At 69.5% G+C, this 25,455-nt stretch carries 22 protein-coding genes and 3 pseudogenes; 8 read left to right on the top strand and 17 right to left on the bottom strand.

Annotated features, from left to right (window positions below; all coding sequences use genetic code 11):
- Positions 1 to 29: 29 nt before the first annotated feature.
- The 3 genes from AAG689_RS19230 to AAG689_RS19220 are packed head-to-tail and all read right to left on the bottom strand — an operon-like array spanning position 30 to position 3,278.
- Positions 30 to 1,454, bottom strand: coding sequence for an FAD-binding oxidoreductase (locus AAG689_RS19230; RefSeq protein ID WP_406623348.1), 1,425 nt, complete (start codon positions 1,452 to 1,454; stop codon positions 30 to 32).
- A 10-nt stretch (positions 1,455 to 1,464) separates the two neighbouring features.
- Positions 1,465 to 2,295 carry an HpcH/HpaI aldolase family protein gene (locus tag AAG689_RS19225; protein ID WP_406623347.1) on the bottom strand — a complete coding sequence of 277 codons (831 nt, stop codon included), beginning with the start codon at positions 2,293 to 2,295 and terminating at the stop codon, positions 1,465 to 1,467.
- Positions 2,292 to 3,278 (bottom strand): Bug family tripartite tricarboxylate transporter substrate binding protein, encoded by a 987-nt coding sequence (locus tag AAG689_RS19220; protein WP_406623346.1) that lies wholly within the window; start codon positions 3,276 to 3,278, stop codon positions 2,292 to 2,294. The genes AAG689_RS19225 and AAG689_RS19220 overlap by 4 nt, the downstream gene beginning before the upstream one ends.
- Positions 3,279 to 3,428: 150 nt before the next feature.
- Between AAG689_RS19220 and AAG689_RS19215 the strand changes: the two genes are divergently transcribed.
- Positions 3,429 to 4,472: a LacI family DNA-binding transcriptional regulator gene (locus tag AAG689_RS19215; RefSeq protein ID WP_406623345.1), complete on the top strand. Its 1,044-nt coding sequence runs from the start codon at positions 3,429 to 3,431 to the stop codon at positions 4,470 to 4,472.
- Positions 4,473 to 4,520: 48 nt separating this feature from the next.
- Here AAG689_RS19215 and AAG689_RS19210 read toward each other — a convergent pair whose 3' ends face one another.
- Positions 4,521 to 4,682, bottom strand: coding sequence for a hypothetical protein (locus AAG689_RS19210; protein WP_020228847.1), 162 nt, complete (start codon positions 4,680 to 4,682; stop codon positions 4,521 to 4,523).
- A gap of 185 nt (positions 4,683 to 4,867) precedes the next feature.
- On the opposite strand from AAG689_RS19210, the gene AAG689_RS19205 reads away from it, so the two are divergent.
- Together AAG689_RS19205 and AAG689_RS19200 are read left to right on the top strand one after the other, a co-directional pair.
- Positions 4,868 to 6,160 carry a class I SAM-dependent methyltransferase gene (locus tag AAG689_RS19205; RefSeq protein ID WP_406623344.1) on the top strand — a complete coding sequence of 431 codons (1,293 nt, stop codon included), beginning with the start codon at positions 4,868 to 4,870 and terminating at the stop codon, positions 6,158 to 6,160.
- A 20-nt stretch (positions 6,161 to 6,180) separates the two neighbouring features.
- Positions 6,181 to 6,504, top strand: a complete 324-nt coding sequence (locus AAG689_RS19200) for a DUF1840 domain-containing protein (protein ID WP_406623343.1) — start codon at positions 6,181 to 6,183, stop codon at positions 6,502 to 6,504.
- A gap of 3 nt (positions 6,505 to 6,507) precedes the next feature.
- On the opposite strand, the gene AAG689_RS19195 is transcribed toward AAG689_RS19200, so the two are convergent.
- The 9 genes and pseudogenes from AAG689_RS19195 to AAG689_RS19155 form a co-directional block, all read right to left on the bottom strand.
- Positions 6,508 to 7,515: a Bug family tripartite tricarboxylate transporter substrate binding protein gene (locus AAG689_RS19195; protein WP_406623342.1), complete on the bottom strand. Its 1,008-nt coding sequence runs from the start codon at positions 7,513 to 7,515 to the stop codon at positions 6,508 to 6,510.
- A 152-nt stretch (positions 7,516 to 7,667) separates the two neighbouring features.
- Positions 7,668 to 8,654, bottom strand: a complete 987-nt coding sequence (locus tag AAG689_RS19190) for a tripartite tricarboxylate transporter substrate-binding protein (RefSeq protein ID WP_406623341.1) — start codon at positions 8,652 to 8,654, stop codon at positions 7,668 to 7,670.
- A 123-nt stretch (positions 8,655 to 8,777) separates the two neighbouring features.
- Positions 8,778 to 10,024, bottom strand: a pseudogene (locus tag AAG689_RS19185) (phenylacetate--CoA ligase family protein).
- Between the two features lie 77 nt (positions 10,025 to 10,101).
- Complete coding sequence (locus AAG689_RS19180; RefSeq protein WP_020228853.1) at positions 10,102 to 10,911, bottom strand: ABC transporter ATP-binding protein; 810 nt, start codon at positions 10,909 to 10,911, stop codon at positions 10,102 to 10,104.
- 200 nt (positions 10,912 to 11,111) lie between these two features.
- Positions 11,112 to 12,440, bottom strand: coding sequence for an ABC transporter substrate-binding protein (locus AAG689_RS19175; protein ID WP_406623340.1), 1,329 nt, complete (start codon positions 12,438 to 12,440; stop codon positions 11,112 to 11,114).
- Positions 12,441 to 12,495: 55 nt separating this feature from the next.
- Positions 12,496 to 13,572 (bottom strand): branched-chain amino acid ABC transporter permease, encoded by a 1,077-nt coding sequence (locus tag AAG689_RS19170; RefSeq protein ID WP_406623339.1) that lies wholly within the window; start codon positions 13,570 to 13,572, stop codon positions 12,496 to 12,498.
- A 14-nt stretch (positions 13,573 to 13,586) separates the two neighbouring features.
- Positions 13,587 to 14,516: a branched-chain amino acid ABC transporter permease gene (locus tag AAG689_RS19165; protein ID WP_406623338.1), complete on the bottom strand. Its 930-nt coding sequence runs from the start codon at positions 14,514 to 14,516 to the stop codon at positions 13,587 to 13,589.
- A 15-nt stretch (positions 14,517 to 14,531) separates the two neighbouring features.
- On the bottom strand, positions 14,532 to 15,317 hold the full coding sequence (locus AAG689_RS19160; protein WP_020228857.1) for an ABC transporter ATP-binding protein: 786 nt from the start codon (positions 15,315 to 15,317) through the stop codon (positions 14,532 to 14,534).
- A gap of 25 nt (positions 15,318 to 15,342) precedes the next feature.
- The gene (locus tag AAG689_RS19155; RefSeq protein ID WP_406623337.1) at positions 15,343 to 17,268 is read right to left on the bottom strand and encodes an AMP-dependent synthetase/ligase; all 1,926 of its coding nucleotides are present in this window, start codon (positions 17,266 to 17,268) and stop codon (positions 15,343 to 15,345) included.
- A gap of 178 nt (positions 17,269 to 17,446) precedes the next feature.
- Here AAG689_RS19155 and AAG689_RS19150 point away from each other — a divergent pair.
- The 4 genes and pseudogenes from AAG689_RS19150 to AAG689_RS19135 form a co-directional block, all read left to right on the top strand.
- Positions 17,447 to 19,069, top strand: a pseudogene (locus AAG689_RS19150) (ExeA family protein); the annotation flags it as partial.
- Between the two features lie 16 nt (positions 19,070 to 19,085).
- Positions 19,086 to 19,763, top strand: coding sequence for a general secretion pathway protein GspB (locus tag AAG689_RS19145; protein WP_406626376.1), 678 nt, complete (start codon positions 19,086 to 19,088; stop codon positions 19,761 to 19,763).
- 78 nt (positions 19,764 to 19,841) lie between these two features.
- Complete coding sequence (locus AAG689_RS19140; RefSeq protein ID WP_406623336.1) at positions 19,842 to 20,570, top strand: Crp/Fnr family transcriptional regulator; 729 nt, start codon at positions 19,842 to 19,844, stop codon at positions 20,568 to 20,570.
- A gap of 5 nt (positions 20,571 to 20,575) precedes the next feature.
- Positions 20,576 to 21,514 carry a pseudouridine synthase gene (locus AAG689_RS19135; protein ID WP_406623335.1) on the top strand — a complete coding sequence of 313 codons (939 nt, stop codon included), beginning with the start codon at positions 20,576 to 20,578 and terminating at the stop codon, positions 21,512 to 21,514.
- A gap of 4 nt (positions 21,515 to 21,518) precedes the next feature.
- Here the strand turns inward: AAG689_RS19135 and AAG689_RS19130 are convergent, their stop codons facing one another.
- Entirely contained in the window at positions 21,519 to 21,995 is a 477-nt protein-coding gene (locus tag AAG689_RS19130; RefSeq protein WP_406623334.1) for a transcriptional repressor, read from the bottom strand.
- An 81-nt stretch (positions 21,996 to 22,076) separates the two neighbouring features.
- Positions 22,077 to 22,412, bottom strand: a complete 336-nt coding sequence (locus tag AAG689_RS19125; protein ID WP_020228866.1) for a hypothetical protein — start codon at positions 22,410 to 22,412, stop codon at positions 22,077 to 22,079.
- 91 nt (positions 22,413 to 22,503) lie between these two features.
- Between AAG689_RS19125 and AAG689_RS19120 the strand changes: the two genes are divergently transcribed.
- On the top strand, positions 22,504 to 23,301 hold the full coding sequence (locus AAG689_RS19120) for a hypothetical protein (RefSeq protein WP_406623333.1): 798 nt from the start codon (positions 22,504 to 22,506) through the stop codon (positions 23,299 to 23,301).
- Positions 23,302 to 23,367: 66 nt separating this feature from the next.
- Here the strand turns inward: AAG689_RS19120 and AAG689_RS19115 are convergent.
- Positions 23,368 to 24,545, bottom strand: a pseudogene (locus AAG689_RS19115) (alpha-hydroxy acid oxidase).
- Between the two features lie 169 nt (positions 24,546 to 24,714).
- Positions 24,715 to 25,404 carry a Fe2+-dependent dioxygenase gene (locus AAG689_RS19110; RefSeq protein ID WP_406623332.1) on the bottom strand — a complete coding sequence of 230 codons (690 nt, stop codon included), beginning with the start codon at positions 25,402 to 25,404 and terminating at the stop codon, positions 24,715 to 24,717.
- Positions 25,405 to 25,455 lie beyond the last annotated feature (51 nt).

The following is a 25,455-nucleotide window of genomic DNA, read 5'->3' as shown; positions in this document are numbered from 1 at the left end:
AAGCTATGAAAAGAGGAGCTTGTGGGGTGCTACAGCACCTTGCCCGGGTTCATCACGCCTTGCGGGTCGAGCGCCTGCTTGATGCGGCGCATCACGTCCAGCTCGGCAGGCGTCTTGTAGAGCGCCAGCTCGTGGCGCTTGAGCTGGCCGATGCCGTGCTCCGCGCTGATGCTGCCGCGCATCGCGACCACCACGTCGTGCAGCAGCGTGTTGACCGCATCGGTCTCGCGCTGCCACGCCGCAGGGGCGACGCCCCGAGGGGCGCTGACGTTGAAGTGCAGGTTGCCGTCGCCCAGGTGCCCGTAGACGATGGGCCGGACTCCGGGAAACGCCTGTTGCAGCCGCGGCAGCATCTGTTCCACGAAGGCGGGGATGCGCGAGATCGGCAGCGAGATGTCGTGCTTGATGTTGCCGCCGTCCATCTGCTGGGCGTGCGTGATGTTCTCGCGCAGCATCCACAGGGCCTGCCCCTGGGCCAGGTTGCCGGCCAGGACCACGTCCTGCAGACAGCCGTCTTCCAGGCAGGCCATCAGGGCAGTCTGCATGGCCTCGTGCAGCGCCTCGTCGCTGCCGCCGTCGGAGGCTTCCATAAGCACGTACCAGGGGCAGGCGCCTTCCAGCAGGGGAGGGGTGTCGGGGAAGTAGTGGCGCACCAGGTCTACCGCCGCGCCGGAGATCACCTCGAATGCGGTGAAGCGCTCGCCCAGCCGGCCGCGCATGGCGCCCAGCAACTGCACGGCCTGGGCGATGGAGGACACGCCCGCGAAGGCGACGGCTTCGGCGCCGGGTGCGGGGAACAGCTTGACCGTGGCCGCCGTGATGATGCCCAGCGTGCCTTCGGCGCCGATGAACAGCTGCTTGAGGTCGTAGCCGGTGTTGTCCTTGCGCAGTCCGCGCAGCAGGTCCAGGCGCTCGCCGTCCGGCAGCACCACCTCGAGGCCCAGCACCAGGTCGCGCATGTTGCCGTAGCGCAGCACCTGTACGCCACCGGCGTTGGTGGCGATGTTGCCGCCGATCTGGCAGGAGCCCTCGGCACCCAGCGACAGGGGGAAGAGCCGCCCCGCCGCGGCGGCCTGCTCCTGCAGGGCCTGCAGGATGCAGCCGGCCTCCACGGTGGCGGTGTTGTTCTCGGGGTCGAGCTCCAGGATGCGGTTGAGCCGCCCGAGCTGCAGCACGGCCTGCCGCCCGCCGGCCGTGGGCACCGACCCGCCGCACATGCCGGTGTTGCCGCCCTGCGGCACCAGTGCCACGCCGGTGCGCGCGGCCAGCCGCACGATGGCCTGCACTTCGCCGGTGTCGGCAGGGCGCAGCACGGCCAGTGCCGGGCCCTCGAACTTGTTGCGCCAGTCGCGGGTGTAGGCGGACAGGTCGTCGCCGCGGTCGGCCGACAGGACGTGGGCCTCCCCGATCAGCGCGCGCGCCTCGGCCAGCCAGGCTTGGGAGTCGAAGGACATGGGGCGCTCCTCAATAGCTTCCGGCGGTCGCCAGCCGGGCGGCGGCCGGAGCCTGGCCGCGAAAGCGTGCGGCGGCTGCGTCCAGGCCGTCGCGCAGCAGGATCGTGTCCAGCGCCACCGCGACGAACTGCGCGCCCAGCGCCAGGCATTCGCGCGCGCGCGGTTCGTCCACCATCAGGATGCCCGGCGCCTTGCCGCAGGCGCGGATGCGGCGGATGGCGTCGTCGATGATGCCGTTGACGGCGGGGTGGCGCGCCTGGCCCGGGTAGCCCAGGCTGGCCGACAGGTCCGCCGGGCCGATGAAGATGCCGTCGATCCCGTCGACGGCCGCGATGGCCTCGATCTGCTCCAGCGCCTCGGCAGTCTCCACCTGCACCAGCAGGCACAGCTCGTCGGCGGCGCGGGCCACGTAATCGGCCGTGCGGCCGAAGTTGGCGGCGCGGGTAGAGCCGCCCATGCCGCGGATGCCCTGCGGCGCGTAGCGGATGGCGCGCACGGCGGCCTGCGCCTCCTCGGCGTTCTGCACGAAGGGCAGCAGCAGCGTCTGCGCGCCGATGTCCAGGTAGCGCTTGATGAGCACCGGGTCGTTCCATGCCGGCCGTACGACCGCGTGCGTGGGCGAGCCGCCGGGCCGGGGCTGCGCGGCGGCCACGGCCTGCAGCTGGTGCAGCATCAGCGGCACGTCGGTCGGCGTGTGCTCGGTGTCCAGCAGCACCCAGTCGTAGCCCGCGCCGCCGATGAGCTCGCAGACGAAGGGCGAGGGGATGGTGGACCAGATCCCGATCTGGGCGTGGCCCGCGCGCAGGGCATGCTTGAAGTGGTTCGTGGGCAGCATGCTCATTGGACCTGGATGTTTCCCTTTTTCACCACGTCGGACCAGCGTGCCACTTCGGCGGCGATGAAGCTGGCGGCCTGCGCCGGTGTGCCGGGCGTGGTCTCGTTGCTCATCGCGGCCAGCCGGGCGACCACCTCGGGTTCGGCCAGGATGGCCTGGCATGCCTGGTTGAGCTTTTGCACGATGTCCGCCGGCATGCCCGCCGGGCCGGCCAGGCTGGTCCACGAATAGTTGATGACGCTGGCCTGCCCGGCCTCCGGCATGGTGGGCACGTTGGGCAGCGCGGCCAGCCGCTTGTCGCCGGTGACGGCCAGCGCGCGCAGCTTGCCGGCCTGCGCGAAGGTGATGGCCGACGTCGCAGGCACGAACAGCAGGTCCGCCTGCCCGCCGATCACGTCCGTCATCGCGGGCACGTCGCCCTTGTAGGGCACGTTGTTGAAGGTGATGCCGGCTGCCTGCTTGAACAGCTCGGTGGTCATGTGGCTCGACGAGCCGATGCCCGTCAGCGCCATGTTGACGGAGTCGGGTTTGGCCTTGGCCAGGGCCACCACGTCCGCCACCGTGTTCGCCTTCAGCGTGGGCGAGGCCAGCAGCAGCATGGGTACGCGGCCCAGCATGGCGATGTGGGTGAAGTCCTTGCGGGTGTCGTACTTGACGTTCGGATTGACGAGCTGGTTGATGGCATGCGTGCCGGGGCCGCCGACTACCAGCGTGTACCCGTCGGGCTTGGCGCGGGCCACGGCGTCGGACGCCAGCGAGCCGTTGACGCCCGGCTTGTTCTCCACCACCACCGGCTGCCCCAGCCGCTGGGACAGGCGCTCGCCGATCAGGCGGCCCACCACGTCCGTCTGCCCGCCGGGCGGGAAGGGGATGACCAGCGTGATGGGCTTGCTGGGATAGGCCGTCTGTGCGGGGGCGGCCAGCGGGGCCAGCGCCACGGCCAGCAGGCCGGCCAGGGCAGTACGTCGGGCGGGCAGGAATCGGTGCATGGATGGTCTCCTGTGGATGATTGCGCAATCATTTCGTGGCTGGAGCACGCCATCCATCGGGAAGTACACCAAGGGAAAATCTGATGCAGATGATACAGATTGCCGCTATCATGACAACGCAATCATCTACCATCAATCCGGCCGGCCGCCATGACGCAACGCGCTCCCCGCAGCTTCTCCGCTCCCACGCTGAAAGACCTGGCCCGCCTGGCGGGCGTGTCGCCCATCACGGCCTCGCGCGCGCTGCACCGGCCCGAGCTGGTGGCCGAGGCCACGCGCGCGCGGGTGGCGCAGGCGGTGGAACAGTCGGGGTACGTGCCCAACTCGCTGGCTGGCGGCCTCACGTCGCGCCAGACCCGGCTGGTGGCGGCCATCGTTCCGTCCGTGGGGCATTCGCTGTTCTCGGACATGCTGGACGCGCTCATCACCACGCTGGCGCAAGAGCGCTATGAAACGACGCTCGGCATCTCCAGCTACGACCCGGAGCATGAGGAAACCTGGCTGGCGGCCATGCTCGGCCGCAGGCCCGAGGGCGTGGTGCTGACGGGCACCGAGCACACGGCGCGCACGCGGCGCCTGCTGCTCAACGCCGACATTCCCGTGGTCGAGCTATGGGACTACACGCCCCACCCGCTGGACGTGGCCATCGGCTTTTCGCACGAGGACGCGGGCCGGGCCGCGTTCCGCCATCTCGCGGCTTGCGGCTATCGGAGCCCCGCCGTCTTGCGGGCCGACGACAGCCGCGCCCATCGGCGCGCGCAGGGCTTCATGCGCGCCGCCGCCGAGGCCGGGGCCTCCGAGCCGGTGCAGATCGTCTTTTCCGAGCGCAGTCCCCAGGCCGGCCGCGGGCGCGAGGCGCTCAACGCGCTGCGTGCCCAGGCCCCGGAGGCGGATGCGGTGTTCTGCAGCTCGGATGCCCTGGCCCAGGGCGTGCTGGCCCATGCGCACGTGCTGGGACTGCAGGTGCCGCGGTTCGGCGTGCTGGGTTTCGGCGACCAGGCCCTGGCTGCCGACACCATTCCCGCGCTCTCGACCGTGCGGGTGGACGGCGCCTGCATCGGCCGCCTGGGCGCGCAGGCTCTGGTGACGCGCATGCGCGGCGCAGGCGTCACGCCCGCTGCGCAGGAGGTCGGCTTCGAGGTCGTGGCCCGGGCCAGCACGCGCACGCCCGCACAGGCCGAGGCCGGGCGCTGAAACGAAAAAGCCCTCCGCAGAGGGCTTGTCGGCATGGCTGGGGGATGCTCAGCCGTGGCGCTTGCCGGGGTTCTTCTTGCTGCGCGTGGCCGTGCCGCGCTCCAGGCTCACGCGCTGGCCGCGGCCATGCGTGGCCAGGGGCATGCCAGGCAGGGGCGTGGGACGGGGGCTGCGCTTGCGGTCGGCTTCGGTGACGATTTTGTTGCCCATGGTGGCTCCTGAGAATGAACGGATTGGTTGAAAAACCCCGTATTAGGCCATAGCCGCGCACGGGCCTGCCCACGGCAGGCCTTGGCTGTCAGCCAAGGCCGCGTCCGCCTGTCAGCCGGGGGCCATTGACGGAGCGGCGCCATGGCACCAAGAATCAGGGCTGTCGCGAAAGGAGGGTTGGCGCCGTGAAACATCTGCTCAACGCCCTGGAAGCCAGCCTGGCCGCCTCTCCCGTGGGCGTGGCCGTGGAGCTTCCCGATGGCGTGCGCCTGGGCGACGCCAACGCCGACCTGCGCCTGCGCCTGCGGGACCGCATGGCGGTCGTCGCCCTGGCCATGGGCGAGATCGGCAGCGTGGGGGCGGCCATCGTCGAAGGCCGCGTGGCGCTGGAGGGCAGCATGCGCCAGCTCATGGCGGCTGCGGCGGCGCTGCTCAAGAGCGATCCGGCGCAGGGCGAGCATGCGGGCTGGTGGCAGCGCGTGCTGCTGCGGGCGCGCTCCATGGCGGCGCACACGCTGGCCCACGACGCGCGCAACATTGAATTCCACTACGACCTCTCGGACGACTTCTACGCTCTCTGGCTCGATCCGCGGCGGGTCTACTCGTGCGCCTACTACCGCAGCCCCGGCATGACGCTGGCGCAGGCGCAGGAAGCCAAGCTCGACCACATCTGCCGCAAGCTCATGCTGCGGCCCGGCGAGCGCTTCCTGGACATCGGTGCCGGTTGGGGCGGCCTGCTGCTGTGGGCTGCCGAGCACTACGGCGTGGATGCCACGGGCATCACGCTGTCGCGCAACCAGCATGCGCACGTGCAGCGGCTCATCGAGGAGCGCGGCCTGCAGGGCCGCGTGCGCATGCTGCTGCTGGACTACCGTGCGCTGCAGGTGGAGCAGCCGTTCGACAAGGTCGCCTCCGTGGGCATGTTCGAGCACGTGGGCCGCGCGCAGATGGAGCGCTATTTCGCCACCGTGCACAGGCTGCTGCGTCCCGGCGGACTGGTGCTGAACCATGGCATCACCGCCGGCGGCCTGGACAACGCGGGCCTGGGCGCGGGCCTGGGCGAATTCATCGAGCGCTACATCTTCCCCGGCGGCGAACTGCTGCACGTGAGCGTGGCGCTGCACGACATGGCCCGCGCGGAGCTGGAGATGGTGGACACCGAGAACCTGCGGCCGCACTATGCGCGCACGCTCTGGGCCTGGTCCGACGGGCTGGAGACCCGCCTGGAGGAAGCGCGCCGCGTCCTCGTCGCGCAGCACGGCGCCGACCGCGGCGAAAAGGCCCTGAGGGCCTACCGGCTGTACCTTGCGGGCTGCGCCCTGGCATTCGAGCGCGGATGGGTGGCGCTGCACCAGATACTGGCGACGTGCCCGGACGACCGCATGGACGCTGCCGGGCCCATGAAGGGCGCGCGTTCGGACTATCCTTTCAACCGCGCGTACATGTACGGCGATGCCGCCGCGACCGCGGCCCCCTGACCTCTCTTGCTGGAACCCGGATGCTTTTCAAATTCAAATCCCGCTCCACTGCCGATCTCATCATGCTGGAGCCCAACGGCCGGCAACTGCTGGAAATCATCGGCAAATCGCCCGACCCGCATGGCATCGTGACGGCGGCGCAGATCCCAGCCGCCATCCAGGCGCTGCAGGACGCCATCGCCGCCGAAGAAGCGGCCCAGCAGGCGCCCGCCGACGAGGGCGACGAAGCGGACGAGGGCGGGCAGGAGCCCCGCTCGGACGCCGTGCGCCTGCGCCAGCGTGCAACGCCCTTCATCGACATGCTGCGCCGCAGCGCGGCCGAAGGCCACGACGTGGTCTGGTAGCGGTCAGTCGACCTTCGCGCCGGAGGCCTTGACCACCTGCGCCCACTTGCGGTGCTCGCTGTCGATCAAGGCCGTGAACTCGGCAGGCGTGTTGCCGCCAGGAATGGCGCCCTGGGCGACCAGGCGTTCCTTGACGGCGGGCGTGGCCAGCGCCTTGGCCACCTCCTGCTGGATGCGCTGGACGATCTCGGGCGGAGTGCCCGCGGGGGCGAGCAGGCCGAACCAGGAGCTGGCCTCGAATCCCTTGAGCTCGGGGCCGCCGGCTTCCTCGACGGTGGGCACGTCGGGCAGCGCGTCCGAGCGGCGCGCGCTGGTCACCGCCAGCGCCTTGAGCTTGCCGGCCTTGATGTGTGCCATGGACGAGGGCAGGTTGTCGAACATCACGTCCATGTTGCCGCCCACCATGTCGAGCAGCGCCGGCGCAGAGCCGCGGTAGGGCATGTGCAGCATGTAGGTGCCGGTCATGGCCTTGAACAGCTCGCCTGCCAGGTGGATCGAGGTGCCGTTGCCGCTGGAGGCCATGTTCAGCTTGCCGGGATTGGCCTTGGCGTAGCGGATGAAGTCCTGCACGTTGTGGATGCCCAGTGCCTTCGCCTTCTCTGCGTTCATCTCCATCACATTGGGCACGGCGGCCACCAGTGTGATGGGCACGAAGTCCTTGATCGGGTCGTAGGGCAGCTTGGCGTACAGCGCGCGGTTGATGCCGTGCGTGCCCACCGTGCCCATGAGCAGCGTGTAGCCGTCGCCCGGCGACTTGGCGACCAGCTCCGCGCCGATGTTGCCGCCCGCGCCGCCCCGGTTGTCCACCACGAACTGCTGGCCGAAGGCCTTGCCCAGGTCCGGCGCGATGGCGCGTGCCACGATGTCGGTGGTGCCGCCGGCGGCGAAGGGCACGACGATGCGCACGGGCTTGGTGGGCCAGGCAGTGGTCTGCGCCTGGGCGGCACCCAGGCCCAGCGCCAGCGCGGCCCCCAGGAGCAGCGCGTGGCGGCGTGGAGCGAACGAGTTCATGAGGTTCCCCGGTGATGTTGAAAGAACCCCGGTTGTAGGCCGGTGATGGCTGCTGCCGGCAGCAGGATTACCCGTAGCCGCTGTGATGCGCGTGACAATGAAAAACGCCCGGCGCGGGCCGGGCGTCATGCGCAGGCGCGGGCCAGCGGGAATCAGTCCGCGTAGGCCTCGGCAGCCTTGATGACCTTGCCCCAGGAGGCGATCTCGGCCTGCACGAACTTCTTGTGCTCGGCGGGCTCGACGCGCTTGTCGGCCACGACCACGGCGCCCAGGCCCTGCTGCTTCTTGACGAATTCGGGGTCCTTCACCGCGACCTTGAGGGCCTCGTTGAGCTTGGCCAGCACGGCTTGCGGCGTGCCCTTGGGCGCATACAGGCCGTGCCACACGGTCACGTTGAAGCCCTTGAGGCCCGATTCGTCCAGCGTGGGCAGGTGCTTGAGCGCGGGCGTGTCCAGGCGCTTGAGCGTGGTCACGGCGAAGCCCTTGACCTTCTTGGACTCGATCTGCGTGGACGTGTTGGTCGTCTGGTCGCACATCAGGTCGATCTGGTTGCCCATCAGGTCGGCGATGGCGGGGGCCGCGCCCTTGTAGGGCACGGGCGTCATTTCGGACTTGAGGGCGCTCTGGAACATCAGGCCGCACAGGTGGCCGGCGGAGCCCTGGCCCGAATGGCCCAGGTTCACGCTGCGGCCCTGCTTGGCGATCCAGGCGCTGAGTTCGGCCCAGTTGTTGGCCTCCAGCGTGGGGCGCGAGATGATGGTCATGGGCACGTCGTTGACGATGCCCAGGTATTCGAAGTCGTTCAGCACGTCGAACGACAGCTTGCGGTAGAGCGACGGGATGGTGGCCATGCCGATGTGCGTGACCAGCAGCGTGTAGCCGTCGGCGGGGGCGCGCGCCACCTTGGCGGTGCCGATGGTGCTGCCCGCGCCGCCCACGTTGTCGATCACGATGGTGGCGCCGTCCAGCGGCTTGCGCATGGCTTCGGCCAGGTCGCGCGCCACGCGGTCGGTGGGGCCGCCTGCGGCGAAGGGCACGACGATGGTGATGCTCTTCTTGCCGGGGAAGTCCTGGGCGGCTGCGCCGAAGGCCAGGGCGGCGGCCGTGGCGGCCAGCGTGAGCTTGAACAGGGTTTTCATGTAGATCCTCTGGGTTGGAAACAAAAAGGAGGCGATGGTATCGGCCCCTCGGCGGCAGGGCAATGTGGTAATCACCCGCTCCGCAGCAGAAGGATGCGCTGGCGCAAGGAGAACGGGCTGCGCTCAGCGGTAGCTGCGCGCGTCCTCGATCACCTTGCCGTCGTTGGGCAGGGTGCCGGGAGGCACCATCTGCACGTCGCCGCGCAGCTTGGTGGCCTCGCGCAGGCTGTCGGCGATCTGCTGGGCGAGGCCCGCGGCGGTCTCCAGCGTCTCCACCTGCAGCACCATCTGGTCGTTGGCCATCTCGCCGCTGACGACCAAGCGCGCGCGCAGCACCTGCGGGAAGCGCTTGGCGACGGCGGCCACCTGGCCCGGGTGCACGAACATGCCGCGCACCTTGGTGGTCTGGTCGGCCCGGCCCATCCAGCCCTTGATGCGCGTGTTGGTGCGGCCGGTGGGGCAGGGGCCGGGCAGCACGGCCGACAGGTCGCCGGTGCCGAAGCGGATCAGCGGGTAGTCGGGGTTGAGCGTGGTCACCACCAACTCGCCGACCTCGCCCTCGGGCACGGGGTCGCCGGTGCCGGGGCGCACGATCTCCACGATCACGTCCTCGCCCAGCACCAGGCCCTGGCGGGCGCTGGTCTCGTAGGCGATCAGCCCCAGGTCGGCCGTGGCATAGCACTGGTAGCCGGCCACGCCGCGCTCGGCGAACCAGTCGCGCAGCGACGGGGAAAGGCCTCGCCCGACACCAGTGCCTTGGTCACGCTGGGCAGCGGCACGCCCATCTCGGCCGCCTTGTCCAGGATGATCTTCAGGAAGCTCGGCGTGCCGATGTAGCCCGCGGGCCGCAACTCGGCCATGGCCTGCACCTGCTGCTCGGTCTGGCCGGTGCCGCCGGCGAACACGGTGCAGCCCAGCGCATGGGCGCCTGTTTCCATCATGGAGCCGGCGGGCACGAAGTGGTAGGAAAAGCAGTTGTGGATCAGCTCGCCCGGGCGGAAGCCCGCGGCGTGCATGGCGCGGGCCATGCGCCAGTAGTCGCGGCGCGTGCCCTCGGGCTCGTAGATGGTGCCGGGGCTGGCGAAGACGCGTGGCATGTCCGGGCCGAAGGCCAGCGCGCTGAAGCCGCCGAAGGCGTCTTGCGCGCGCTGGGCCTGCTGGCGCTCCAGCAGCTCGTACTTGCGCGTCACCGGCAGACGGGCCAGCGCGGCGCGGCTGGTGACGGACGCGGCATCCACGCCCGCCAGCAGCGTGGCGAAGGCGGGCGAGGCCTGCTGCGCATGGGCCACCTGGCGCGGCAGCGCGGCCATCAGTGCCGCTTCGCGCTCCGCGGGAGAGCGGGTTTCCAGGGCGTCGTAGAACGTGCTCATGGGGGTATTCCGGTTTGAGGCGAAATAAGCTTCCAGCGCAGACTGGTTAAGCGCTGGCAGCTATGAAAACGGGAGTGTCAGGCGAGCCAGCGCTTGCGGCGCTTGTAACTCTTGACGTCCTTGAAGCTCTTGCGCTCGCCGCCGCCCACGCCCAGGTAGAACTCCTTGACGTCCTCGTTGTTGGCCAGCTCCTGCGCGGGGCCGTCCATCACGATGCGGCCGCTTTCCATGATGTAGCCGTAGTCGGCGTACTTCAGCGCCATGTTGGTGTTCTGCTCGGCCAGCAGGAAGGTGGTGCCTTCCTTGGCGTTGAGGTCCTTCACGATGTTGAACACCTCCTCCACGATCTGCGGCGCCAGGCCCATGGAGGGCTCGTCCAGCAGCACGATGGAGGGGTTGCACATGATGGCGCGGCCGATGGCGCACATCTGCTGCTCGCCGCCCGACGTGTAGGCGGCCTGCGAGGTGCGGCGCGTCTTCAGGCGCGGGAAGTAGGTGTAGACCTTCTCGAGGTTGGCGGCGATCTCGCCGCGGTCGCTGCGGGTGTAGGCGCCCGTCAGCAGGTTCTCCTCGATGCTCAGGTGGGCGAAGCAGTGGCGGCCTTCCATGACCTGCACCACGCCGCGCTTGACGAGATCGGCGGGCGAGAGGTTCTCGATGCGCTCGCCGCGCAGCTCGATGCTGCCCTTGGTGACCTCGCCGCGCTCGCCCTTGAGCAGGTTGGAGATGGCGCGCAGCGTGGTGGTCTTGCCCGCGCCGTTGCCGCCCAGCAGCGCGACGATGCCTTTTTCGGGCAGCTGCAGCGACACGCCCTTGAGCACGAGGATCACGTGGTTGTAGATGACCTCGATGCCGTTGACCTGCAGAACGATGTTTGTGGAGTCCATAGCGTTGCTCTCGTCGTACCAATCGGCAGGGCTGCGAAGCGCAGCCCTCTCGGCTGGCGGCTGCTTGCGCAGCCGTTGAAACCAGCACCCCCCGCGCCAGCGGACGCCGTGGAGCGGGTTTTGCCAGGCCACCGGCGTCGTCCCCCTTCCCGGCGCAGCCGAGAGAAGGGGAAGGCGCCCAGCGCCTCACGGGGTTGTCCTCAAGACTGGCAGTCAGCCGCGTCGCGGCGGCTCATCTTCTTGTCGGCGAGGTACTTGTCCGCGCCGCTCTTGACCATCGGCTTGAGGATCTGCTCGTCGGCCTGGTACCAGTCGGACGAGAAGTTCCACTTCTTGCCATCCCAGGTGTGCACGCGCGCCCAGGTCGAGCCCATGTGGTCGTTGCAGCTCGTGGACAGCGGGCGCATCAGGTCCTTGAAGCCCAGCGCGTCGAGCTTCTTCTGGTCCAGGGCCAGGTTCTCCATGCCCCAGCGCACCTGCTCGCCGGTCATGACCTTGCCCTTGCCGAAGCGCTCCTGCGCGCGGCGCACGGCCTCGACGGCCAGCATCTGGATGATCACGCCGCGCGTGTAGAGCACGGAGCCGACTTCGTCCTTGGGCCCGGTGCCCTGGCCCTTCTCGTGCACGTGCTTGAGGATGTCCTGGATGACCTTGGACTGCGTGCCATAGCCGTTGAGCGCCAGCGCGTGGTAGCCCTTGGCTCCGTCGCCCACGTCGCGCACGTCGGGTTCGGCACCGGCCCACCACACGCCGTACATCTTGTCGCGCGGGAAGCCCGTGGCCTGGGCTTCCTTGAGGGCGGTGGAGTTCATCACGCCCCAGCCCCACAGCAGCACGTAGTCGGGACGGCTCTGGCGCACCTGCAGCCAGGTGGCCTTCTGCTCCACGCCGGGCGCCGTCACGGGCAGCATCTGCAGGTCGAAGCCATGCATCTTGGCGCGTTCCTGCAGCAGCGGGATGGGTTCCTTGCCGAACGGGCTGTCGTGGTAGACCAGCGCGATCTTCTTGCCCTTGAGCTTGTCCAGGCCGCCGGCGTTCTTGCCGATGTGCTGGATCAGGATGTCGGCACCGGTCCAGTAGCTGCCCATGTAGGGGAAGTTCCACTTGAACGCCATGCCGTCCTGCGCGACCGACAGGCCGTAGCCCAGCGTCATCAGCGGGATCTTGTCCACGGGCGCCTTCTCGGTCAGCGCGAAGGTGATGCCGGTGGCCTGCGGGTCGAACAGGGACACGCCCGGACGGCTCTTGAGGCGCTCGTAGCACTCCACGCCGCGGTCGGTGGCGTAGCCCGTCTCGCATTCCTCGAACGTGAGCTTCACGCCGTTGACGCCGCCGTCGCGCGCGTTGATGAGCTTGATGTAGTCCTGCTTGCCGTTGGCCCATGGCACGCCGTTGGGTGCATAGGGGCCGGTGCGGTACGACAGCAGCGGGAAGAACTGCTCCTTGGCCTGCGCGAAGGCGCTGGTGGTCACCGCCGAGGCGCCTGCGGCCACCATGGCGGCTGCGATCATGACTTTCGATAGCTTCATGGTTGTCTCCTTGTGAATGAGTGGTGGTTGAAGCACGGGGAAAACGGACACGGGATCAGTGCGGGAAGGGCCACACGCGCAGCTTCTGCTTGGCGGTGGACCAGAGCTTGGCCAGGCCGTGCGGCTCGACGATCAGGAACCAGACGATGAGCGCGCCGAAGATCATCAGCTCGGCGTGCGACACGCCGGCCGTGGAGATCTCTAGCCCGAACATACCCAGCAGGGCCGGCAGGAACTGGTTGAGGAAGATGGGCAGCACCACGATGAAGGCCGCGCCGAAGAACGCGCCCATGATGGAGCCCAGCCCGCCGATGATGACCATGAACAGCAGGCGGAACGACACCTCCACCGAGAAGGCAGCCGGCTCCCACGAGCCCAGGTGCACGAAGGCCCACAGTGCGCCGGCCATGCCCACGATGAAGGAACTCACGGCGAAGGCCGAGAGCTTGGCGTACATCGGGCGGATGCCGATCACGCTGGCGGCCACGTCCATGTCGCGGATGGCCATCCACTCGCGGCCGATCGCGCCGCGCACCAGGTTCTTGGCCAGCAGCGCCACGACCACGAGCAGGCCCAGGCAGAACAGGTACTTGCTCATCGCGCTCTCGATGGGCATGCCCAGCACCTGCAGGTGGCTGACCGACACCGAGCCCGAGTCGGAATCGTTCGTGAACCACTTGATGCGCAGGAACATCCAGTCGCTGAAGAACTGCGCGGCCAGCGTGGCCACGGCCAGGTACAGGCCCTTGACGCGCAGGCTCGGCAGGCCGAACAGGATGCCGAAGAAGGTGGCGCACAGGCCGCCCAGGATCAGCGCCGGGATCAGCGGCATGCCCGGGAAGCGCACGAAGAAGTTGAACGCGCCGTAGGCGCCCACGGCCATGAACGCGCCCGAGCCCAGCGATATCTGCCCGCAGTAGCCCACGAGAATGTTCACGCCCAGCGCGGCCATCGACATGATGACCAGCGGGATCAGGATGGCGCGGTAGAAATAGTCGCTGGCCAGCATGGGCACGAGCACGAAGGCCGCAGCCAGGAACGCGAGGATGACGATGCGGTCCTGCGCGATGGGGAAGATCTGCTGGTCGGCGCGGTAGCTCGTCTTGAACTGGCCGTTTTCTCTGTAGAACATGGTCAGTCCCTCCCTTACACGCGGTCAATGATTTTTTCGCCGAACAGCCCCTGCGGGCGGAACAGCAGGAACACGAGGGCCAGCACGTAGGCGAACCAGATCTCGATGCCGCCGCCCACGAACGGGCCCAGGTACACCTCGGAGAGTTTCTCGCCCACGCCGATGATCAGGCCGCCGATGATGGCGCCGGGCACGGAGGTGAGCCCGCCCAGGATCACCACCGGCAGCGCGCGCAGCGCCACGGTGGTCAGCGAGAACTGCACGCCGAGCTTGGAGCCCCAGATCATCCCGGCCACCAGGGCCACCACGCCGGCCACGCACCAGACGATGACCCAGATGCGGTTGAGCGGGATGCCGATGGACTGGGCGGCCTGGTGGTCGTCGGCCACGGCGCGCAGCGCGCGGCCCGTGGTGGTCTTCTGGAAGAACAGCGTCAGCAGCAGCACCAGCGCGGCGGCGATCACGGCGGCGATCACGTCTTCCTTGTTCACCAGCACGCCGCCCTCGAACACCGATTCGAGCAGGAACATCGGGTCCTTGGGCATGCCCACGTCGATCTTGTAGATGTCGCTGCCGAACAGCGTCTGGCCCAGGCCTTCCAGGAAGTAGGTGATGCCCAGCGTGGCCATCAGCAGCGTCGCGCCTTCCTGGTTCACGAGGTGGCGCAGCGCCAGCCGCTCGATGAACCAGGCCACCGCGAACATGATGGCGCCGGCGATCAGGAAGGCCGCCAGGTTGGCCACGATCATGTTGTCGAGGCCGGTCCACTTCGGAATCCATTCCGAGAAGCGCGCCATCGCCAGGGCGGCGAACAGCACCATGGCCCCCTGCGCGAAGTTGAACACGCCCGAGGCCTTGTAGATCAGCACGAAGCCGAGCGCGACCAGTGCGTACAGCATGCCGGCCATCAGGCCGCCAATCAGGGTTTCGAGAAAGAATGCCATTGCCTGTCTCCGCTGTCAGTGGCTCGTGCCCAGGTAGGCGCGGATCACGTCTTCGTTGTTGCGCACTTCATCGGGCGCGCCGTCGCCGATCTTCTTGCCGTAGTCCAGCACCACCACGCGGTCGCTGATGTCCATCACCACGCCCATGTCGTGCTCGATGAGCACGATGGTGGTGCCGAACTCGTCGTTCACGTCGAGGATGAAGCGGCACATGTCCTGCTTTTCCTCGACGTTCATGCCGGCCATGGGTTCGTCCAGCAGCAGCACCTGCGGCTCCATGGCCAGGGCCCGGCCCAGGTCCACGCGCTTTTGCAGGCCGTAGGGCAACTGGCCCACGGGAGTCTTGCGGTGCGCCTGGATCTCGAGGAAATCGATGATGTGCTCGACGAATTCGCGGTGGCGGATCTCTTCCTTCTCCGCCGGGCCGATGCGCAGCGCCTGCATCAGGATGTTGCTTTTGATCTTGAGGTTGCGCCCGGTCATGATGTTGTCGATCACGCTCATGCCCTTGAACAGCGCCAGGTTCTGGAACGTGCGGGCCACGCCCATCTCGGCCACCTGGCGGCTGTTCATGTGGTCGAAAGTCTTGCCGCGGAAGGTGATCGATCCTTCCGAAGGCGTGTAGACGCCGTTGATGCAGTTGAGCATGGAGCTCTTGCCCGCGCCGTTGGGGCCGATGATGGAGCGGATCTCGTGCTCGCGCACGTTGAACGAGATGTCCGTGAGCGCCTTCACGCCACCGAAGCGCAGGCTGATGTTCTTGACGTCGAGGATGACGTCGCCGATCTTCTTGCTGGTCATGGATGTGCTTGCCTCGGTTTGCGTGTCAGGCGGCGGCGGGGTGGGTCTTGGCATCGGTGATCTTCAGCGTGGCGCTCACGCTGCCTTTGCGCCCGTCCTCGAACTTCACCTGGGTCTCGATGAACTGCTCCGCCTTGCCCTCGTACAGCGCATCCACCAGCACGCCGTACTTGTCGGCGATGAAGTTGCGGCGCACCTTGCGCGTGCGGGTCAGCTCGTCGTCGTCCGGGTCCAGCTCCTTGTGCAGCACCAGAAAGCGCGCCACCTGGGTGTCGGCCATGCCGGGCTCGGTGGCCAGGTCGGCGTTGACCTGGCCGATGCACTCGGCCACCAGCGCGATCACCTGGGGCTTGGAGGCCAGGTCCACGTAGCCGCCGTAGGGGATGCCCTGGCGCTCGGCCCAGTTGCCCACGGCCTCGTAGTCGATGTTGATGAACGCGCAGACCGTCTCGCGCTGGTTGCCGAAGCACACGGCTTCCTTGATGTGCGGGAAGAACTTGAGCTTGTTCTCGATGTAGTTGGGCGCGAACATGGCGCCCGTGCGCATCTTGCCCACGTCCTTGGCGCGGTCGATGATGCGCAGCTGGCCGTTGGCATCGATCACGCCGGCGTCGCCGGTGTGGAAGTAGCCCTGCTCGTCGATCACCTCGGCCGTGGCGTCGGGGCGCTTGTAGTACTCCTTGAGCACCGACACGCCCTTGACCAGCACCTCGCCGCTGTCGGCGATCTTCAGCTCGATGCCCGGCGCCGCCTGGCCCACGCTCGACAGCTCCACCTGCCTGTCGCGCTGGATGCACACGTAGGCGCAGGTCTCGGTCTGGCCGTAGAGCTGCTTCAGGTTGATGCCGATGGAGCGGAAGAAGCGGAACAGGTCGGGCCCGATGGCCGCGCCAGCGGTGTAGGCCACGCGGATGCGCGACAGGCCCATCACGTTGCGCAGCGGGCCGTAGATGGCCATGTCCGCCAGCTTGTACTTGAAGCGGTCCAGCGCGCCGACCGGCTTGCCGTCCAGGATGTCCGAGCCCACGCGGCGCGCCAGCTGCATGCACTTCTCGTAGAGCCAGCGCTTAGGCGCCGCGGCGTCTTCCATGCGGATGGAGACGGAGGTCAGCATGCCCTCGAAGATGCGCGGCGGCGCGAAGTAGTAGGTGGGGCCGATCTCGCGCAGGTCGATGGACACCGTGCTGGCCGACTCGGGGCAGTTGATGGTGAAGCCCGCCACGATCCACTGCGCCAGCGAGAACAGGTGGTCGCCCACCCAGGCCGGCGGCAGGTAGGAGATCACGTTGTCCTGCGGGCCCAGGCGGTCCACTTCCACCCCGCCCTGCGCGGACGCCACGAAGGCCGCGTGCGTCTGGCACACGCCCTTGGGCTGGCCGGTGGTGCCGGAGGTGTAGAGGATCACGGAGACGTCGCCGGGCTCGATCTGCTCTACCAGCGCATCCCAGGCGCCCGGGTGGGCCTTGTCCCATTCGGCGCCCTTGGCCACGAGCTCGGCCGTGCTGATGAGGCCCGGCTGGTCGTAGTTGCGCAGGCCGCGCGGGTCGTCGTAGATGATGGTGCGGATGCTGGGCACGGTCTCGCGCACCTCCAGCAGCTTGTCCACCTGTTCCTGGTTCTCGGCGAAGGCGAAGGCGATCTCTGCGTCCTTCATCACGAAGGTCATCTCCGCGGCCACGGCGTCCTGGTACAGCGGAATGGGCACGCCGCCCACGCTCTGCACGGCCAGGAAGCCCATGTACAGGTGCGGCCGGTTGTCGCTGATCAGCGCCAGGTTCTGGCCCTTGGCGAAACCCAGCGACAGCAGGCCGCAGGCCATGTGGCGCACTTCCGTGGCGGCGGCCTTCCAGCTCCAGGTCTGCCAGATGCCGAATTCTTTCTCGCGCAGGGCCGTCGCCTCGGGGCGCTGGGCGGCGTGCTGCAGCAGCAGGTGGGGGAACGTGGTCTTCATTCCGGTTCCTAACGGGTTCTGTGGATGGCGGCGACAGGAGGCGTGGACGCCCTTCGCTGCCAGACTGCAGCCAATGGTAGGAATGACTTTGACGCCAACTTGTCTTCGCGACGACAATTTGCGGGTTATTCCCGACGGGTGTAAACCCTGAACCCCTCGGGCGCTATCCTCCCCGCCCATGTACGCCCCGTTCTTCGGACTCGAACATCCGCCGTTCTCCATCGCTCCCGATCCGCGCTACCTCTTCATGAGCGAGCGCCACCGCGAGGCGCTGGCGCACCTGCTCTACGGCCTGGATGCGGGCGGCGGCTTCGTGCTGCTCACGGGCGAGATCGGCACGGGCAAGACCACCGTGTGCCGCTGCTTCCTGGAGCAGATCCCGCCGCACTGCAACGTGGCCTACATCTTCAACCCCAAGCTCACCGTGCCCGAGCTGCTGCGCTCCATCTGCGAGGAGTTCGGCGTGGCGCACGCGCCTTCCGTGGATGGCGCGGAGACGGTGAAGGACTGCATCGACCCGCTCAACGCCTTCCTGCTCGCGCAGCACGCCGCGGGGCGCAACAACGTGCTCATCATCGACGAGGCGCAGAACCTCGCGCCCGACGTGCTGGAGCAACTGCGCCTGCTCACCAACCTGGAAACCAGCGAGCGCAAGCTGCTGCAGATCATCCTGATCGGCCAGCCCGAGCTGCGCGCCATGGTGGCCAGCCCCGCGCTGGAGCAGCTCGCGCAGCGCGTGATCGCGCGCTACCACCTGGGCACGCTCACGGCCGAGGAAACCAGGCACTACATCGCCCATCGCCTGGCGGTGGCGGGCTGGCAGGGCCCGCCGCCCTTCGCGCGCCGCGCGCTGGAGCGCGTCCACGCATTGAGCGGTGGCGTGCCCCGGCGCATCAACCTGCTGTGCGACCGCGCGCTGCTGGGTGCCTACGCCGCGAACGTGCGCGAGGTCAGCGACGCCATGGTGCGCCAGGCCGCGCGCGAGGTGTTCGACGCCGCGCCGGCGGTACCGGCCACGCGCGGGCGCACCGCCGCGGCATGGGCCGCCGCCGGGGCGCTGGCGGGCGCAGCCATCGTCGCCGGACTGGGCTGGGCGCTGTACCAGCGGCCGCCGGCCGCCGCCGCCGCTGCTGCGTCGTCGCCAGCCTCCGCGCCCATATCGCCCGCATCGCCCGGCGCAGAGGCCGCTGCGCCGCTGCCTGCCTTCCTGGCGCGCCAGCCTGCGGACGACGCGGCGGCCTGGCAGGCCCTGGCGCAGGCCTGGCAGGCGCAGGTGCCCGCGGGTGCGCAGCCCTGCGCCGCGCTGCCGGCCGACGGGCTGCGCTGCTACCGCAACCGCCGCGCCAGCCTGAGCCTGCTGCGCCAGATCGACCGCCCTGTGCTGCTCACGCTGCAGGCCTCCGAGGGCGACCGCCCCGTGGCCGTGCTGCTGCAACGCCTGGAAGGCGAGAGCGCCACGCTGCAGGGCGCCCAGGGCGAGGCGCTGCAGGTGCCGCTGGCCCAGCTCGCGCCGCTGTGGCGCGGGGAGATCGCCACGCTGTGGAAGATGCCGCCGGAGCTGCCCGAAGGCGGCGACACCGCTGCCGGGGGCGCATGGATCGACCAGCAGCTGGCCCGCGCCGGCGTGGCGCCCGCTGGCACGGCGCCCGCTCGCACGGCGCCCGCCGCGACACGGCGCGCGCGCATCCTGCAGTTCCAGCTGGCCCAGGGCCTCACGCCCGACGGCAAGGCCGGCCCCTTGACCCTGATGTTGCTCAACCGCGCCGCCGGCGTGCAGGAACCGCGCCTGCACGCGGGGGCTGAACCCGCTCCACACCATGTCCTACATCCTCGATGCGCTGCGGCGCGCCCAGGCCGAGCGCGGCCGGGGCAGCGTGCCGGGCCTGCACACCCAGGCCTCTCCCGTGGGCGCACTGCCCACTGCGGCGGCCGCAGCCCGCGGCCCCCGGGACGGTGCCCTGCTGTGGGTCGCGCTCGCGCTGGGCGCGGGCCTGGCCGCTGCCGTCTGGTGGCTGTGGCGCGCACCGCCCCCCGCCGCCGTGGTGGTGGCCGCACCCGTGGCGCCTGCCGTGCCGGCACCGCCTGCGCCGCAGGCCGCGCCGGTCCCGGCGGCGGTCCCCGCGCCTGCGCCGGCTCCTGCGGCGGCGCGGGAGGCGCGTCCCGCGCGGCGCGCCGCACCGGAGCGCGCGGCGGCGCCTCCGGCCGCTCCCAAGGAAGCGCCGAAGGAAGCGCCCAAGCCGGCGGACTCCGCTGCGGCGGCCACCCCGGTGTTCGCGCAGGGCGACCTGCCGCCCTCGGTGCGCGAGCAGCTGCCCACGCTGCAGTTGGCGGGCGTCACCTATTCCGCCAATCCGCTGCACCGCATGGTCATCGTCAACGGCCAGGTGCTGCACGAAGGCGATGCCGCCGCGCCGGGCCTGGTGCTGGAGCGCATCGAGCCAGGCCGCACGGTATGGGCGTTCCGGGGCTACCGCTACGCCCTGCCGTCGCAGTGAAGGAGGTTTCATGCCGAATTGGCCTCAAACTGGCTGCAGACAAGCGCGAGCAGCTATGAAATCGGGAGCTGCTGGCGCATGAGCCAGGACGCGCCCCTCTACCTGCGGCGCAGGCCGCCCACGGCGGCCGAGCTGCAGGGCATTCCATGGCTGGGCCTCCTGCACAGCGCCGAGCGCGAGCGCGCGGTGGCGGCGCTGGTGGTGGGCGATGCGCAGGCGGGCGACTACGTGTGCCGCGTGGGGCGCTCCGTCACCTACTGGTTCGGCCTCGTCGAAGGGCTGCTCAAGATGAGCGCCGACAACGCCGACGGCCTGACCATGACCTTCACCGGCGTGCCGCCGGGCGGCTGGTTCGGCGAGGGCACGGCCATGAAGCGCGAGCCTTACCGCTACAACATCCAGGCGCTGCGCAAGAGCGTGGTGGCGGGCCTGCCGATCGACACCTTCCACTGGCTGCTGGACCACTCCATCGGCTTCAACCGCTTCGTGATGAACCAGCTCAACGAGCGGCTGGGGCAGTTCATCTCCGCGCGCGAGATCGACCGCATGGGCAGCCCCGACGCGCGCGTGGCGCGCAGCCTGGCGGCGCTGTTCAACCCCGTGCTCTACCCCGGCGTGGGCGAGGTGCTGCGCATCACGCAGCAGGAGCTGGCCTACCTGGTGGGCCTGTCGCGCCAGCGCGTGAACGAGGCGCTGGCCTGCCTGCAGGAGCAGGGCGTGATCCGCGTGGAATACGGCGGCCTGCGGGTGCTCGACCTGAACGCGCTGCGCTCGGGCGACTTTCCGCGCGCGGTGGCGAGACAATAGCGGCCATGCCAGTTCCTCCACCGCGCCCGCGTCTGTCGCTGGCCCCGAAAAAAACCGCTCCGCCCAAGCCCGCCGCGCCTCAGCCGGCCGCGCCGAAGCCCGCCGCGCCGAAGCCCGCCGCGCCGAAGCCCGCCGCTGCTCCCTCCCTGCGCCCTGATGCCGCCCCGCCCGGCGGCGGCGACCGCTCGCGCCTGAACAAGCGCATGGCCGAGCTGGGCCTGTGCTCGCGCCGCGAGGCCGACGAGTGGATCGCCCGGGGCTGGGTGCGCGTCAACGGGCAGGTGGCGGCCATGGGCCTGCAGGTGCTGCCGCAGGACCGCATCGACGTGGACCGCGCCGCCCAGGGCCAGCAACAGCAGCAGGTGACTATCCTGATGCACAAGCCCATGGGCTACGTGAGCGGGCAGGCCGAGGACGGGCACACGCCCGCCGTGGCGCTCGTCAGCCAGCGCACGCACTGGAAGGGCGACGCCAGCCGCACGCGTTTCGCGCCCGCGCAGCTCAAGGGCCTGGCGCCGTGCGGGCGGCTGGACATCGACTCCGTGGGCCTGCTCGTGCTCACGCAGGACGGCCGCGTGGCGCGCCAGCTCATCGGCGAGGACTCCACGGTGGACAAGGAATACCTCGTGCGCGTGGAGTACCCGACAGCAGGCGGCGTCGTGGCCGCCGACGTGCAGGCCGCCTTTCCGCGCGAGGGGCTGGCGCGGCTGCGCCACGGCCTGAGCCTGGACGGGCAGGCGCTCAAGCCCGCGCAGGTGGAGTGGCAGAACCCCGAGCAGCTGCGCTTCGTGCTGCAGGAGGGCAAGAAGCGCCAGATCCGCCGCATGTGCGAACTGGTGGGGCTGAAGGTGGTGGGCCTCAAGCGCATCCGCATCGGCCGCGTCACGCTGGGCAGCCTGCCCGTGGGGCAGTGGCGCTATCTGGGCCCTGGCGAACGTTTCTGAGAGGCTACCCGCGCACCACCACGCACTGGCCGTCGAGTTCCAGCCCCGACTGCCGCGCCGCCGCCAGCAGGCGCGCGTGCAGGTCGGCGTTCTCGACCACGGCGCAGCGGCCGGTGCTGGCGCATTCGAATCGGATTTCCTTGCTGGCCGCCGAGTTGCTGCGCAGGAAGAACACCGCCGTGCCGCTGCGGTTGAGCGTCATCGAGAGCAGGTCTTGCTCGCACATCTCGCGCATGATGCGCGAGATGCTGCTGAACGAGATGCGGGTGCCGCGCTGGATCACGATCTGAAAGGCGTCGTGGGCGGTGACGCCCTGGCTGCCCATGGTGGCGATGGCCTGGTACACGCTGATGCGGGCCATGGTGGGGCGCAGGTTCGCAGCGTTCAGGCGCTCCAGCACGCGGGACTGCTCCATGAGCGGGTCTTGGGGCTGCAGGGGCGAGGGTGGGGTGGGCGCGGCGGACGGATGACGCTGACTCATGCCCGGATTATGAGTGGGTGAATAGTATTGTCAAATGCTACTCATCGGGTCGCGCGAATGCGCCCGCGCCGCCTGCGCGGGTCAGTCGGCCGGGGTCTTGTCCACGCGCGCGGTGCGCACGCCGCTGATCTGGCCGCGCACCACCTTCCAGAAGTTCTTGGTGCCATCCACCAGCCGCCAGGCGTTGGAGCGGTGGGCCAGCACGCCTACTTCGGGCAGCACGTCGCGCAGGCTCTTGAGGCCCAGCGTCTTGAGGTACTTGCGCACGGTGGTGGGGCTGTGGATGAGCAGCATCACGCGCCAGCCGTAGTGCCGGCCCAGGATCAGCATGCCGATGGCGCTTTCCAGCTCGTCGAGGTCGCCGTTGAACTCATCGACGGCGCGATCGATGATGGACAGAAGATCCTTGTCGTTCATGAAGGTCGGGGTGGTGCCGGTGTGTGAAGCAAAGGCGCGGTAAAGGCGCCAGTGTCGCACGGATGCCGCGGGCGCAGCAGTAGGTCTTTGAATGACAATCAGGCGCTTTGCAGCCCTGCCTCTTCTTCCTGCCGTGTTCGATGCGTTTTCCGTGGTGCTTCGCGAGTCGGCGGAGCTGCTCCTGATCCTGGGCGCGCTCGTCGCCAGCCTGCGCTCGGCGCAGGGCGCGCGCTGGCTGCCCTGGGTGGCCGCAGGCGCTGTGGCGGGCTGCGCGGCGGGAGCGGGATTCACGCTCTGGCTGGTTTCCGCGCACATCGACCCGCGCTGGGCTGCGGGCCTGACGTTCGTGCTGGCCCTGGGCGTGCTGGTGCTGGTGAGCACCTTGCTGGCGGCCCAGGGGGCGATCCGCGCGCACGTGCAGGCGCTGGTGGAGAAATGGCTCGAACGTCCCTCCGCACCGCTGTGGCTGCTGGCGTTCAGCTGCGTGGCCAGCCTGCGCGAGACGCTGGAGGCGGGCCTGTTCCTGCGCGGGCTGTGGCTGCGCACGGACGGCGCGGGCGTGCTGGAAGGTGCCGTGCTGGGCCTGGCGGGCGCGGCCTGCCTGGCCGTCGCGTGGCGCGGGCTGGGCACGCGTGTGGGCATGCTGGCGGCGTTCCGGCTGTCGGCGGCGCTGCTGTCGCTGCTGGCCATCCAGATGATGCTGGGCGCGCTGGCCGAATACCTGGCACTGGCCGCGCCCACGTCCGCCTGGGCGCGCCACCTGGAGGCGCTGGCCGCGCCCGTGCTGCCGCAGGGGCGGTGGTTCGGCGCGTTCTGCGCGGTGCTGATGGTGCCGCCCGTGGCGTACATCCTGCGGTGCTGGTGGCGGGAGTCGGGGCCGAGGGTGTAGCTTCTTTTTCGATAGCTTGTTGCGCTTGATTGAGGAGTGCTTCAGGGGTCAATGATGCTGAAACCCTTATCTGACAAGCGCGACCAGCTCACTTTTTGAAGGACCGTCCCACATCGCCTCGGGCGTGAGCTGCTCCAGCCGCGCACAGCCCAGTTGCGCCAGGGCCAGCTCCAGCTCGGAGCGCAGCGTCAGCAGCAGATGGGCCACGCCCTGTACGCCGGCCACGGCCAGGGCGTGCAGCTGCGGGCGGCCGATAAGCACGGCGCTCGCGCCCAGGGCCAGGGCCTTGGCCGCGTCGGTGCCCCAGCGGATGCCGCTGTCGAGCAGCAGCGGCGCGGCGGGCACGGCGGCGCGGATGGCGGGCAGCACCTCGATGGGCGCGGGCACGCCGTCCATCACGCGCCCGCCGTGGTTGGAGACGACGAGCGCATCCGCGCCGCGCGCCACGGCCTCGGCAGCCACGCGGGGGAGAGCACGCCTTTCACGATGAGCGGCAGGCGCGTCTGCGCGCGCAGCCATTCCAGGTCTTCGAGCGCGGGCGCCGCGTCGGCCAGCGGTGTGCCCAGCAGCACGGCGCCGCCGATGGCCTGCGGCGTGTGCTGCACGGCCGGGTAGCCGCGCAGGTTGGCGGCCTCCACGCCCGGCGGCAGCGCGAAGCCGGAGCGCTTGATGGATGCATCCACCGTCCACACGATGGCCTGGTAGCCCACGGCCTCGGCGCGGCGCAGCAGGGTCAGCGTGTGCTCGCGCGCGGGCTGGGAATAGAGCTGGAACCAGAGCGGCGCGCCGTGCCCCAGCTCGTGCGCGGCGGCCTGGGCGGCGGCGGCGATGTCTTCCAGCGTGTGGCTGGAGAGCGTGCTGGCGATGTAGCCCGCGCGCAGCGCCATCGCAGCGCGCACGCTGGCAATTTCGCCCTCGGGGTGCGCGAGGCCCTGGTAGGCCACGGGCGCGAGCAGCAGCGGGTGCTCGAACGCCTGCCCCAGCAGCGTGAGCCGCGTGTGCCCGCCGCGCAGGCTGGCCAGCGGGCGCGGCAGCAGGCGCAGCGCGTCGAGCGCGGCGCGGTTGTGGGCCAGCGTCAGGTTCTGGTCGGCGCCGCCTTGGATGTGGCGCCAGGCCATGGCCTCGATGTGGTGCGCGGCGTGGCGTTCGTAGTCCAGCGCACAGCCGATGTCGGCGGGAATGCGCGTGTGCGCCGGGCGCACGGGCGCTCCATGAATATTGAGACTGGGTGAATCGGTTGTCATCTCAGTTATCCATAGCGCTGCGTGCTGCCTGCATCGCATGAAACTGGCGCGCCCCATGCGCGGGCCGCCGCGCAAGGGCCGTCCCGCCGCGCTGGTGGCGTCCCCCTCCCGTAGCGCGCAGCGCGAAGAGAGGGGAAGGCGCGAAGCGACTCAGGGGGTGTTTCATTTTTCATGCCTGCGACCACATGCGCAGCAGGTTGTGGTATGTGCCCGAGAGCGCGGCCAGCGCCAAGTCGCCCGGGTGGCGCGCGGTGAGTTGCTGGATCTGCTGGTCCAGGTCGAACAGCAGCCGGCGCTGCTCGGCCGAGGCCACCAGGCTGTGTGTCCAGAAGAATGACGCGAAGCGCGTGCCGCGCGTGCCGCGCGTGACCGGGTTGACGCGGTGCAGGCTGGTGCCGGGGTAGACGATGGCGTCGCCCGCGGGCAGCTTCACGCTCTGCTGGCCATAGGTGTCCTCCACGATCAGCTCGCCGCCCTCGTATTCATCGGGGTCGCTGAAGAACACGGTGGTCGATACGTCCGTGCGCACCTTGATGGCCGTGCCGGGAATGGTGAAGAAGGCGTTGTCGATGTGGTTGCCGTAGGTGCCGCCGCCCTCGTAGCGGTTGAAGCGCGGCGGCAGCACCTTGAGCGGCAGCGCTGCGGCCATGAAGAGCGGGCTGGCGCCGAGCTTGTCGAGGATCAGGTCGCCCAGCTGCGCGGCCAGCGGGCTGTCGATGGGCAATTGCAGGTTGGCCTTGACGCCGGCGGCCAGGTGGCCGGCGGTGGCGCGGCCGTCCTGCCATTCGGCCTGCTCCATCGCCTGGCGGCAGGCGCGCACTTCGTCGCGGGTGAGCAGGGCGGGGATGCGCAGCAGCATGGGTTTCCTGGCACGAAAAATGGGGAAGGTATCAGAACGAAGCCCCGCCGC

This window comes from Acidovorax sp. SDU_ACID1 (genome assembly GCF_045291395.1).
GTDB lineage: Bacteria > Pseudomonadota > Gammaproteobacteria > Burkholderiales > Burkholderiaceae_C > MR-S7.
This window is presented reverse-complemented; position numbering and strand designations above follow the sequence as displayed.